Raw genomic sequence first — 12211 nt, 5'->3', positions numbered from 1 at the left:
GGAGGACGCCGATGTCGGAAGATGCGGACGAGTCCTCCAAAACAGAGGACCCGACATCCAAGAAACTCGACGAGGCCCGCAAACAGGGCCAGTTCGCGATGACCCGCGAGGCCGCGAACTGGTTGATGGTCGCGGCGATGCTGGTCGTTCTGGTCGCCATCCTGCCCGGCACGATGAAGGGGATGGTCTTCCGCCTGAACTACTACTTCGAGAATCTGGATCAGATCACTTTCGACCGCGCCGGGGTAGGCGCGTTGCTGTTCCGCGTGATGGCGGATGCCATGTGGGCGCTGTGGCTGCCGATCCTGCTGTTCGTCGTGGCCGGCGTGATGGCGACGATCGGGCAGATCGGCTTCAATGTCTCCTGGCAGATGATCGAACCGAAATTCTCCAAGCTGAATCCGCTGCCCGGCCTGATGAACCTGTTCAAGGCCAACCAGGGGGTGGAACTGCTGAAGAGCATCGCCAAGCTGGCGGTGGTCGGCGGCGTCGCCTACATGGCGCTGAAGCCGATGTTTGGGGCTGTCGAAACCTATATCGGCATCGACATGATCGCGATGCTGCTGCAGATCGACAGCTTGGCGCACCGCCTGCTGATCTGGGTCCTCGTGGTCCTGACCTTCATCGTCGCCGGGGACTTCCTGTGGCAGAAGACCCAGTTCGACAAGAAGATGAAGATGACGAAGCAGGAGGTGAAGGACGAGCACAAGCAGCAGGAAGGCGATCCCGTGGTCAAGGGCCGCATCCGCCAGCTTCGCTTCGAACGCGCGCGCAAGCGCATGATGGCCGCCGTGCCCAATGCCGACGTGGTGGTCACCAACCCGACCCACTTCGCGGTGGCGCTTAAATACGATCCCAGCCAGATGGGCGCACCGCTGGTGCTGGCGAAGGGTGTGGATCAGGTCGCCTTCAAGATTCGCGAGATCGCCGAATCGAACAATGTCCCGGTCATAGAAAACCCGCCTCTCGCCCGTGCGCTCTATGCCGCATGCGATATCGACGAGGAAGTCCCATCCGAGCACTATCGGGCGGTCGCCGAAGTCATTACCTATGTCTTCAAGCTGAAAGGGCGGTCGCTGCGCAACTGATGCGCGCCTGGAACGGTTGACGGCACCGGGTGGGACGATTGACCTTCGTGCGCCTTGACAGTGGGGGCTTGGGGTTCTGGTGCCTGGAGATCTGGTGGACGATTCGACTTCCCTTTCCGACACCGCACGCAACACGGCCAACCGCGCGGCACCGTCCGGCGGGGTTCTGATGCTGGTCCAATACTGTATGGCGCCGGCCGGGCTGCTGGTTCTGGCCGCCGGCCTGCTGCTGGACCGGGAAGAGATCGGGTGGGCGGGCGCGGTGCTGGCGGCGGCGGGCGTCGCCCTGCTGATCGGCCGCAGCATCGCCGTCGTCCGGCGGTCGGCGCGAATCGGCGCGCTGCTGGGCGGGGCGCTGGAAGGCATGCCGGCGGGCCAGCTGGTCTGCGACGGCGCCGACGAGGTGGTCTTCGTCAATGCCGCTTTCCGCGAGCTTTCCGGCTGGCGCCGCGGCGAACGGCCGCTGGATGCGCTGGCACGCCAGTTCTCCGACGATCCCGACAGCGCGCGCGAGTTCCGCCGCCTGCGCGAACGGGTGCGGGCGGGAGCCGCGGCATCCGCCGAACTGGCGATCCCGGCATTGGACAATCATCCGCCGGAATGGCGCAAGGTGCAGGGCCAGCCGGTGCCCGGTTTCGCCGGCTCCGTCCATTGGCGGGTCGAGGACATCACCGCGCGGCGCGAGTTGGAGCATGTGATGCTGCGCGAGCAGGCCAAGCTCGCCGATTTCATGGAACATGCGCCGGTCGGTTTCTTCTCCGTCGACCAGAACGGCCAGTTCCTGTTCGTCAACGCCACCCTGGCCCAATGGCTGGAGGCCTTTCCCGGTGACCTGACCGATGGGGAGGCGCGCCTTCACAACATCCTGGCCGCGCCGCCGCGGTCCGCCGCGCCCTACGACCTGTTCGACCATGGCGGCGGCGAGCAGCGCGGCGAACTGACCATGGTGGGGCTGCGCGGCCGCCGGTTCCAGGTGGCGGTGGCGCAGAGCGTGGTGCGTGCCGACGATGGGACGATCCACACCCGGTCGGTGGTGCGCGACCTGTCGCCCGAACGGGAATGGCAGGAGGCTCTGCGCCAGTCCGAACAGCGGTTCCAGCGCTTCTTCGAGGACGCGCCGATCGGCATCGCGCTGGTCGACGAGACCGGCCAGCTGACGGAATGCAACGAGGCCTTCCTGTCGCTGATCGGCAGCGAGGCCGGCAGCGTCATCAACCGCCCGATGGCCGACCTGATCGTCCCGGCGGAGCGCGAGGCGGTGAGCGCACGCTTGAAGTCGGTCCAGGGCGGCGCCGATCCGGCCCATCCGCTGGAGGTCCGGCTGTCCGGCGGCCGGGAGCTGACGGCCCAGCTCTATGCCCGGCGCCTCGCCAATCCGGTGCGCACGGACGGGCGCGGCGAGGCCGAGAGGACTGCGATAGGCGTCGGACTGATCCTGCATTTCATCGACATGACCGAGCGCAAGAGCCTGGAAGCCCAGTTCGCCCAGTCGCAGAAGATGCAGGCGGTGGGGCAGCTGGCCGGCGGCGTCGCCCACGACTTCAACAATCTGCTGACGGCGATGATCGGCTTCTGCGACCTGCTGCTGCTGCGGCACAAGCCGGGCGACCAGTCCTTCAGCGACATCATGCAGATCAAGCAGAACGCCAACCGCGCCGCCAATCTGGTGCGGCAGCTGCTGGCCTTCTCGCGCCAGCAGACCCTGCAGCCGCGCGTCATCAACGTGACCGACGTGCTGGCGGAGTTGGCAAATCTGCTGCGCCGGCTGATCGGCGAGAACATCGAGCTGAAGATGATCCATGGCCGCGACCTGGGGCTGGTCAAGGTCGACCAGAACCAGCTGGAGCAGGTCATCATCAATCTGGTGGTCAATGCCCGCGACGCCATGGCCGGCGGCGGCAAGCTGACCGTCAACACCACCAACTATGTCGTCACCCAGCCCGAGCGGCGGGAGCATGAGACGGTGCCGCCCGGCAGTTACGTCTCCATCGACGTGATCGACACCGGCTGCGGCATTGCGCGGGAGAATCTGCAGCGCATCTTCGAGCCCTTCTACACGACCAAGGAGGTCGGGTCGGGGACGGGGCTCGGCCTGTCGACCGTCTACGGCATCGTGCGGCAGACCGGCGGTTTCGTGCTGGTCGATTCGGCGGTGGGGGAGGGGACGACCTTCACCATCCTGCTGCCGCACCACCAGGGCGACCTGCGCCCGGTCGACACCGCCGAGCCGCGGGAGCGGCGCGGCAGCGACCTGACCGGCACCGGCACCATCCTGCTGGTGGAGGATGAGGACGCGGTGCGCGTCTTCTCCGCCCGCGCACTGCGCAACAAGGGCTATCAGGTGCTGGAGGCCAAGAACGGCGAGGCGGCGCTGCAGCAGATCGAGACCAATGGCGCCTCCATCGACCTGCTGATCACCGACGTGGTGATGCCGCAGATGGACGGCCCGACGCTCGCCCGCCATGTCCGCAAGCTGCGCCCGGAGATGCGGGTGATATTCATCTCCGGCTATGCCGAAGACCGCCTGGGCGAAATCGACGGCGTCGAGGTGGCCCATTTCCTGCCCAAGCCCTTCTCGCTGAAGCAGCTGGCCTCCAAGGTGAAGGAGGTCATCCGCGATGCGCGGTGAGGGGACAGAACACCATTCCGTACACCTCATAAGATAGGAACGCACCGGCAACATCAGTCCTTGCAAATGAGAACGAAGAGAGTACATTCAGCTTCGTTGCAAGAGCGCCGACCGTGTGTTCTAAGAGAGGGGTACCGGGCATGTCGTCCGCACAGCTTCGTTTGGTCGAGAAGGATTCCATGGACAAGCAGAAGGCGCTCGATGCCGCCCTGAGCCAGATCGAACGCGCGTTCGGCAAGGGCTCGATCATGAAGCTCGGCGCCCGTGAGAACCTGGTCGAGACGGAGGTCATTTCCACCGGCTCCCTGGGTCTCGATATCGCGCTGGGCATCGGTGGCCTGCCGAAGGGCCGCATCGTCGAAATCTACGGGCCGGAAAGCTCGGGCAAGACCACGCTGGCGCTGCACGCCATCGCCCAGGCCCAGAAGGCCGGCGGCACCTGCGCCTTCGTGGACGCCGAACACGCGCTCGACCCGTCCTATGCCCGCAAGCTGGGCGTCAACATCGACGAGTTGCTGATCTCCCAGCCGGATGCCGGCGAGCAGGCGCTGGAGATCGCCGATACACTGGTGCGCTCCGGCGCCATCGACGTGCTGGTCGTCGACTCGGTTGCCGCGCTGGTTCCGCGCGCCGAACTGGAAGGCGAGATGGGTGACAGCCATGTCGGCCTGCATGCCCGCCTGATGAGCCAGGCGCTGCGCAAGCTGACCGGCTCGATCTCCAAGTCGAATTGCCTGGTGATCTTCATCAATCAGATCCGCCTGAAGATCGGCGTGATGTTCGGCAACCCGGAGACGACGACCGGCGGCAACGCGCTGAAGTTCTACGCCTCCGTTCGTCTCGACATCCGCCGCATCGGCTCGATCAAGGACCGCGACACCGTCGTCGGCAACCAGACCCGCGTCAAGGTGGTGAAGAACAAGATGGCCCCGCCGTTCCGCGTGGTCGAGTTCGACATCATGTATGGCGAGGGTGTGTCGAAGGTCGGCGAGTTGCTCGACCTCGGCATCCAGGCCGGTGTGGTCGATAAGTCGGGTGCGTGGTTCAGCTATGACGGCACCCGCATCGGCCAGGGCCGCGAGAATGCCAAGACCTACCTGCGCAACAACCCCGAGATGGCCGATGCGATCGAGGCCAAGATCCGCGGCAACGCCGGTCTGGTCGCCGACGCCATGATGGGCACCCCGGAAGCCGACGGCGAAGCCTCCACACCGGAGTGAGGTTCCCAAGCGAGCAGGAAGCCCGCTGCCTGACGGGGCAGCGGGCTTTTTTTTGAGTCGCCGAGATTGTAAATACATAGATCAAGGACAAAGAAGGGAGATGAGCATGGTCGATCTCATTCAGGAGGCTGCAGAACTCCCTCAATCCTGGAAGTCGCGGATCGTTGCGAAGATTGCCGGGGCCAATCTGAAGATCATCCGCATGGACGAATCCGGCATTCCCTTTGAAAGCCATTCCGACTTCGACGAGGCGCTATTCGTCCTCGAAGGGGCGATGACGCTCGATGTCGAAGGCGAACTGATCGAAATGGGCGCAGGCGACTTTTTCGTCGTGCCCGCCGGAAAGAGCCATCGCGTCCTGGAAGGAAGCCACGGCGTCCTTTTTCTCGTGGATGCGGAGTAGCCAGGGGATCGGCTTGGGCGATGGCCGGTTCGGCTACACGTCCATCGTCATGTGTGGCCTGAAGGCACCCTCAAGCGTCAGCAGCAGATGCAGGTAGACCGCGACCTTGCGGGCGCGGTCGGTGTTGCGGGCAAGGCAATCGCGCAATTGTTCAGCCATCCGGGCGGTCTCGGCGTCCTGATCGGGTGCCGCGGCCGTTGCTGCCTGAACGATATGTTCCGGATCGACCGGTAGCGGCGCGGCCGGGTCCTTCAGCAGCGCCTCGGCAATCGCCTCCTCGTCATGATGGAGCGGAGGCGGCGCAGTCGTGGGCGCTGGGGCACGCCGGGCCAGATGACCGCGGAGATTTTCCTTGAGACGGGTCCGCTGGCGCTCATCCAGCCCGTCGAACTGGTCGACCTCGTCGAACAGAAGATCGTACAGGCGCCGCCGCTGCGGATTGGGTGGGTTATGATCGCGCCGTTCCTGCTCGCGGTCGTGCCGTTCCTGGCGGGGATTGCGGCGGCTGTTGCGGTCGGTGGCGCTGCCGCTGCGCTCGACACCCGCAGTGGTGCGGACGCTGAATTCCGGCGGACCGATGCCGCGGCCGGATGTGAGAGTGCCGGACATGAACCGCCTCCCGGGACACGTATCCCCCAGTGGTCAAGTCTGGCAGAGCCGGCGCTTTCGTCAACGCGAAAGCGCCGGCCTATATCCATCGCCTAAAGGAGGCCGTTCAGTCGCCGGCTCCGGCGCCGACCGCGTCGTCCGCCGCCCCCGGCTTGCTCTTTCCGAAGCCGATGGTGGGGAAGACGTTGATCAGCGCGGTGATGAAGGCAGCCAGATAGGGCAGCGACTGCACCACCAGCAGGCCCGACCACATGAAGGCGTCGCGGTTCTCGTGGCCGAAGACCATCACGATGGCCAGCGCCGCGCCCCACAGCGACACCAGCAGCGCCAGCTCCTCGCGCGCCATCAGGAAGGCCTGCATCAGCGCCGGCTGGTTCTCGCATTTCGGCGTGCGGACGAAGGGACGGCCGGAGGTGAAGATGCCCAGCCACATGGCGCGGCCGACCGTGTGGGTCAGCGCCATTCCGGCCACCGCTGCGCCGACCTTGTCCCAGAAGCCGCACCTCACCCGCGCCTCATAGAGCCAGAGCGACGCGCCGACCTTGAAGGCGAAGACGCTGAGCGTCGGGATCATGAAGACGTTGGGCGGGAACTCGAAATATTTCGGGAAGGCCATCAGGCCGATGGACCACAGGATGCCGGCGATGCCGAAGATCATATGGGCGGCATCGGCGAACCAGGGCAGCCAGCCGGTGATGAAATGGTACTTCTGGCCGGCCGTCAGCTCCTTGGCACCGGGCGACAGCTGCCGCCAGTGATGCTTCAGGATCTGCACGGCGCCATAGGCCCAGCGGAAGCGCTGTGTCTTGTAGGCGGAGAAGCTGTCGGGGACGAGGCCCTTGCCGTAGCTCTCCGGCATATAGACGGCTTCATAGCCATGCTCGAACAGGCGCAGGCCGAGGTCGGCGTCCTCGGTGATGCACCATTCGCCCCAGCGGCCGACCTTTTCCAGGGCCGACTTGCGGATGATGGTCATGGTGCCGTGCTGGATGATCGCGTTGCGCTCGTTCCGCTGGATCATGCCGATGTGGAAGAAGCCGGCATATTCCCAGTTGGTCATGCGCTGGAACAGGTCGTGTTCCCACTCGCGATAGTCCTGCGGCGACTGGACGAAGCCGACCTCCGGCCGGTTGAAGTGTGGGATGGTCGCCTTCAGCCAGTCGGGATGGACCTGATAATCGCTGTCGATGACGGCGATGTGCTCGGCATCGGGGGCGGTTTGCGCCAGACCGAAATTCAGCGCACCGGCCTTGAAACCCGGCCAGTTGTCGAGGTGGAAGAAGCGGAACTTCGGCCCCAGCTTCTTGCAATATTCCTCGACCGGCCGCCACACCGCCGGATCCTTGGTGTTGTTGTCCAGCAGCAGGACTTCGTAGTTCGGATAGTCGAGCCGGGCCAGCGCATCCAGCGTCTGCATGACCATGTGCGGCGGTTCGTTGTAGCAGGGCACATGGATCGACACCTTCGCCGCGTTGGGCAGCGGGGCGGCGGAGCAGGGGACGAACTTGCGCTTGAACTTGTGCTGCCAGACGACCTCCGTCAGCTCCATGCCGTCGATCAGCATGACCGCGAACAGCACCAGCTGGCAGAAGATCAGCAGGCCCCAGGCGATTTCGGTGGTGAGCGCGAGACCGGCGGCGGACGCGGCGCTGACGGTGAAGACCAGGACGGAGGCCACCGCCTGGATCAGCGCGCCGTAGAAGATCTGACCGCCGATCTTCAGGTCGCTGCGGCGCCACAGGAAGAACACCAGCGGCAGGAAGCCCAGCGCGACCGCGGTGGCGCATTTGACCTCCCAGTTGCGGATCTCCTGCACCCCGCCGATCATCGGGAATTTCGGGTTGCGCTGATAGTCCCACAGGCCCCAGCTGGTGCCGGCCGTGCCCTCGATCTCCCGCTTCCAGGGCTGGTCGAAGGCTTCCATGATGAAGTAGTCGAGCTTGTTCTGGGCGGCGACATTCAGGAAGTTGCGGATGAACTTGGCCTGATTGACCTGGCTGGCCTCGGCGCCCCGGCGCCACGGTCCGTCGGCCGGCCAGCCGATCTCGCCGATCAGGATGTGCTTGTTCGGGAATTTCTGCTTCAGCTCGTTGTAGCGGAACATGGCGTAGTCGACCGACTGGTCGACCGGAACGCCCTCCCAGTAGGGCAGCAGATGGACGGCGAGGAAGTCCACCGCTTCGGCCAGTTCCGGGTGCTTCAGCCAGACATGCCACGGCTCGGCGATGGAAACCGGGACGTTGACCTTCTTCTTCACCCGCTTGACGTACTCGATGGCCTGCGGAACGGTCAGGTCGGCGCGCAGGATCGCCTCGTTGCCGACCAGCACGCGGCGGACGTTGCTGTTGGCGCGCGCCAGCTTGATCAGGCCGGCCAGTTCGGGCTCGTCGATCTCGGGCTTGCCGGCGGTCCAGGCGCCGGCGGTGACCGGCAGGCCGTGCTTGGCGGCGATGGCCGCCACCATTTCCGAACCGTCCGTGGTGGAATAGGTGCGGACGGCCTTCACGGCACCTTCCAGCGCCGCCATGTCCTTCTCGATGTCGTCGGCGGATGCCTTGTCGCCCTTAGACGGGCTCTTGTCGGCGTGGAAGGGGGTATAGGCGACGCCGGTGATGGCGCCGGCCCAGGACCGTTCGTCCACCGGGCGGTTCCACAGCGCCCAGAGGGCGACGTTGCCGAGGATCACCAGAATCAGAACCGCGAAGGCTGATTTGCGCATGTGGGTCGTTCTCGCTCGCCGCACCAGAAAACATGGATACGGCCCGTGAAAATGGCGCAAGGCGACCTATGCCGCCCCGACCATCTCCTCGGACCGAACTCTATAATCGTCCAACGAATGCCGCTGCGCCGTATGGCCGGCGCGCACGGCCTTCTATACAAGCTTCGCGGTTGCCCCGCCACTGCCGGCTATAACACAGCAGCGTCCGGTTTATTCCCCGAGTTGCGTCCCTGGGACGCCACCAACGGAGTGAAGCATGTTTACCCTTAACGAACGCCTACAGGCCGATACCCGTCATGTGACCGATCTGGATCTTTGCCGGGTGTTGCTGATGGACAACGCCCTGTGGCCCTGGCTGATCCTGGTGCCGATGCGCGAGGACGCGGTGGAAATCCACCGGCTCGACGAGGCCGACCAGAGTGCCCTGATGCGGGAGATCGCGCGCGCGTCTCGCGTGGTGGAGCGGCTGTTCGCGCCGGACAAGATGAATGTCGGGGCGCTGGGCAACATGGTGCCGCAGCTGCACGTCCATGTGATCGGCCGGACGCGCGGCGATCCGGCTTGGCCGGGTCCGGTTTGGGGGGCCGGCCATGCCCGACCGTATGAACCGGCGGAGGCAGATGCGCTGGTGAAGCGGCTGGCGGAGGCCCTGCGCGCGGGCGCGTGAACTTTGCCGGGGCTGGAGTGTTTGTGTGGTCAGCCAATCTCTTGGGAGACCGCCGCCATGACCGACCCCATGACCGACCAGGACCGCTCCAAATCCGTGACCTCCGACGCGCCGTCGGACGCCGCTCAGCGAATCGAGGACAAGCTGGTCGACAAAACCGGCAAGGCGTCGGGCGACCCCGACAAGCCCGTCCAGAAGAAATGGGAGGAGATGGGCGAGCGCGAGGAGATCATCGAACAGAGCCAGCGCGAGGGGGGCGGGGGCTGAGATCTCCGCGATTTTCCGTTCAGCGGCTGGTCGCCGCGACCATGCGCATCGTGATCTCCACCGCCTGCGCCACCGCCTGCTCCGGATCGATGGATCGAAAGGGCGAGCGGCGGCGCAACGCGAGGCTGACCGCGCCATGCACGACCGACCAGAAGGTAAAGGCCGCCGCCAGAGGGTCGACGCCTTCCAGATAGCCGGCCTTCTGGCACCCGACGATGCTGTCGGTGAGCAGTTGCAGGGCGCGGCCGGCGACGTCATCCCGGTCCGGAAGTTCGGTCATGCGGTTGAACGGCCCACGCTCCATGAACATCAGTTCATAAAGGTTGGGGTTCTGAAGCCCGAACCGGACATAGGCAAGGCCGCCCATCCGCAGCCTTTCGAAGGCATCGCTTCCCGCCGCAGCCACCGCCTCCGCCTTATGGGCGTAGAGGCGGCGGAAACCTTCATCATGCACTGCGAGAAGGATTGCATCCTTGTTGGGGAAGTAACGATAGAGTGCCGGTGGGCGGCATCCGGCCTCTTCGGCAATATCGCGAAGGCTTACCTGTTCGGCGCCCCGTTCGGTAAGAAGGCGGGTGGCGACTTCGACGGCGCGGTGCTCGATGTCGATCCGTTCGTCATTGCGCGGGCGGACCATAGGGAACTGCCTGTTGCGATTCGATATGCGAATCGGTCAATGAAAGACTGACCGTCAGCAGCAGGAATGCTGCCAGGGCCGCTACCGTGCGTAGATCGTTCAGCATTGTCCAGTCTTGAATGAAGCCGGAAATCATCGTTGCGTTTTCCGGCAGCAGCGGGTCGAGCGGTGCCAGCCGCCGGTTCATCGGGATATTGCCGATGACGGTAACGAGGAAGGTCCCGAGCAGGTAGCAGAGAGCGCCGGCCACTGCCCAGGGCGCGCCCTTGTCGCGGATGCGGGCGGCATGTCCGATCACCAGGATGCAAATCAGCGGCATACCGAAGAATCCGACAGCGAACAGGCCGTTGTGGACGGCGGTGTTGATGGACTGCATCGCCTGCATCGCCGTTTGAGGATTTGCCGATGCCAATCCCGGCATGACGACGGTCGAGAAGGACCAGAAGAATCCGCTCATAACCCCGGCCCACAAGGTCGCTGCCAGGCGCAACGGCCATGCACCGCTTTTCTTCCCTTCGGCTGCGGTCATTTTCCACCTCCCATGGAATGGAACAGCGCCCAGCCGCTTGCGGCAAAGACGGCAATCAGCAGAGTGCCGATGGCGAGCACCGGATAAACCGCGGCTGTCTGGGCGAAGAAGCTCGATTCGCCCGGATAGAACTTATGCGGGCCGTATGACAGCAACGATTCCAGCGCGAGCAGGACGGCGGCCGGCCCGAACCACCGCGAACCCGCGACGATCAAGGCGGCACACAAGGCGGCAAGCCCGATTGAGGCGGCAAACAACGGTGCGAATTCAAGAGGCGGGAAGGGTGGAGTTCGGCTGAACATGCTTCCGAGCATCACCAACTTCATCGCTGTCAGACCCGCCAACGCGCCGAGCGATGTCAGGCGGTGGAAAGCGGCTGAGCACTCAACCGGCATCTCGGACCTCCGTAAAAGTGAATGACATTAATTTAACATCGTTCACTTTCAGGCGCAACCAAGGCCGCGGTATGCGACGCGCAGTCGCACCCTGCTATCGCTTGACCGTGCAGCTCAGCGACAGCACGTCCGCCGCCTTATCCAAATCGTCGGCGCGGACCAGCACGTAATCGGTGTTGTAGGTGGAGATCGCGAAGATCGGCACATGGGCCTGGGCCAGCGGAACCGCGATGCGGGCCAGGATGCCGAACAGCGAGAAATCGAGGACGCCTTCCACCCGGAAGGCGCGCCAGCCGCGCTCGGCCTTCACCCCGTCGGGCACGCGGTCCTCGCGGCAGAGGATCGACAGTTCCTCGCCGGTGCGGGTGGCGCCGACCAGCGGGTCGGTCCAGTCCAGCCAGTCGGGCAGGCCGCTGCCGGACGGCAACTGCGCCACCGCCAGACGGTCGGGCAGCACGGACAGGGTCAGGCCGCTCTGCTCCCGCACCAATGCCGCTGTCAATGTCGCCTCGTCCACCTCGAAAGGCTTCAGGATGCGCCGGGCGCGGGCGGCCAGCGACGGCACGCCGGAGCGCATCGCGCGGCCGAGCATCTCGGCCGAGGTGGCGCGCAGATCGGCGTCCGATTCGGCCAGATCCACCACGGCCTGCAGCGCGCTGGTCTGGACGATGCGGCTGGGGCTGTTCTCGAACCAGTCCGCCAGCAGGACGGCGGCGCGGTGGCGCTGTGCGTCGTCCATGGTCAGGCGGGGAACGATCTGGGCGATGTGCCAGCGCACCTCCGCCTGCTCGATGGCGACGGCGTCGGTCAGCAGATGGTCGACATACGGATCGAGCCAGCCGGGATTGCCGCGCGACACCCGTTCCAGCGCGTCGGCGGCGCGCATGCGCACGCTGGCATCCTGGTCGAACAGGCAGCCGACCAGTTCCGCCAACTTGCCGCGGTCGGCCGATACCTCGTCGGCGACGGAGGGCGCGTCGCCCACCGACCGCCGGTCGCCGCGCGCCAGCCGGCGGGCGAGCGACGCATTGCGGCTCAGGTCGGTCAT

At 65.2% G+C, this 12211-nt stretch carries 12 protein-coding genes; 6 read left to right on the top strand and 6 right to left on the bottom strand.

Annotated elements, in window-relative coordinates:
- Positions 1-11 precede the first annotated feature (11 nt).
- The 4 genes from flhB to AZOLI_RS06465 all read left to right on the top strand — a co-directional run bounded on the left by flhB (position 12) and on the right by AZOLI_RS06465 (position 5340).
- Positions 12-1088: a flagellar biosynthesis protein FlhB gene (gene flhB, locus AZOLI_RS06480; protein WP_014247798.1), complete on the top strand. Its 1077-nt coding sequence runs from the start codon at positions 12-14 to the stop codon at positions 1086-1088.
- A 94-nt stretch (positions 1089-1182) separates the two neighbouring features.
- Positions 1183-3717 (top strand): ATP-binding protein, encoded by a 2535-nt coding sequence (locus tag AZOLI_RS06475; RefSeq protein ID WP_014247797.1) that lies wholly within the window; start codon positions 1183-1185, stop codon positions 3715-3717.
- A 140-nt stretch (positions 3718-3857) separates the two neighbouring features.
- Positions 3858-4937, top strand: a complete 1080-nt coding sequence (recA, locus tag AZOLI_RS06470) for a recombinase RecA (protein ID WP_014247796.1) — start codon at positions 3858-3860, stop codon at positions 4935-4937.
- A gap of 100 nt (positions 4938-5037) precedes the next feature.
- Positions 5038-5340, top strand: coding sequence for a cupin domain-containing protein (locus AZOLI_RS06465; protein WP_044549806.1), 303 nt, complete (start codon positions 5038-5040; stop codon positions 5338-5340).
- A 33-nt stretch (positions 5341-5373) separates the two neighbouring features.
- Here the strand turns inward: AZOLI_RS06465 and AZOLI_RS06460 are convergent, their stop codons facing one another.
- Together AZOLI_RS06460 and AZOLI_RS06455 are read right to left on the bottom strand one after the other, a co-directional pair.
- A complete protein-coding gene (locus tag AZOLI_RS06460; protein WP_014247794.1) occupies positions 5374-5949 on the bottom strand; it encodes a hypothetical protein in 576 nt (191 codons plus the stop codon).
- Positions 5950-6055: 106 nt separating this feature from the next.
- On the bottom strand, positions 6056-8668 hold the full coding sequence (locus AZOLI_RS06455) for a glycosyltransferase family 2 protein (RefSeq protein WP_014247793.1): 2613 nt from the start codon (positions 8666-8668) through the stop codon (positions 6056-6058).
- Positions 8669-8924: 256 nt separating this feature from the next.
- Between AZOLI_RS06455 and AZOLI_RS06450 the strand changes: the two genes are divergently transcribed.
- Together AZOLI_RS06450 and AZOLI_RS06445 are read left to right on the top strand one after the other, a co-directional pair.
- Positions 8925-9335: an HIT domain-containing protein gene (locus tag AZOLI_RS06450; RefSeq protein WP_014247792.1), complete on the top strand. Its 411-nt coding sequence runs from the start codon at positions 8925-8927 to the stop codon at positions 9333-9335.
- A 57-nt stretch (positions 9336-9392) separates the two neighbouring features.
- The gene (locus tag AZOLI_RS06445) at positions 9393-9602 is read left to right on the top strand and encodes a hypothetical protein (protein ID WP_014247791.1); all 210 of its coding nucleotides are present in this window, start codon (positions 9393-9395) and stop codon (positions 9600-9602) included.
- Between the two features lie 19 nt (positions 9603-9621).
- Here AZOLI_RS06445 and AZOLI_RS06440 read toward each other — a convergent pair whose 3' ends face one another.
- The 4 genes from AZOLI_RS06440 to AZOLI_RS33155 all read right to left on the bottom strand — a co-directional run bounded on the left by AZOLI_RS06440 (position 9622) and on the right by AZOLI_RS33155 (position 12211).
- Positions 9622-10239 (bottom strand): TetR/AcrR family transcriptional regulator, encoded by a 618-nt coding sequence (locus AZOLI_RS06440; RefSeq protein ID WP_014247790.1) that lies wholly within the window; start codon positions 10237-10239, stop codon positions 9622-9624.
- Positions 10220-10768 (bottom strand): anthrone oxygenase family protein, encoded by a 549-nt coding sequence (locus AZOLI_RS06435; protein WP_044549805.1) that lies wholly within the window; start codon positions 10766-10768, stop codon positions 10220-10222. Before AZOLI_RS06435 ends, AZOLI_RS06440 begins: the two co-directional genes overlap by 20 nt.
- Entirely contained in the window at positions 10765-11163 is a 399-nt protein-coding gene (locus AZOLI_RS06430) for a hypothetical protein (RefSeq protein WP_014247788.1), read from the bottom strand. The genes AZOLI_RS06435 and AZOLI_RS06430 overlap by 4 nt, the downstream gene beginning before the upstream one ends.
- Positions 11164-11257: 94 nt before the next feature.
- Positions 11258-12211 (bottom strand): ACT domain-containing protein, encoded by a 954-nt coding sequence (locus AZOLI_RS33155; RefSeq protein WP_014247787.1) that lies wholly within the window; start codon positions 12209-12211, stop codon positions 11258-11260.

It is taken from the genome of Azospirillum lipoferum 4B (assembly GCF_000283655.1).
In the GTDB taxonomy this organism is placed as follows: Bacteria; Pseudomonadota; Alphaproteobacteria; order Azospirillales; family Azospirillaceae; genus Azospirillum; species Azospirillum lipoferum_C.
The sequence above is the reverse complement of the archived record's forward strand: the minus strand, read 5'-3'. Positions and strand labels throughout refer to the sequence as shown.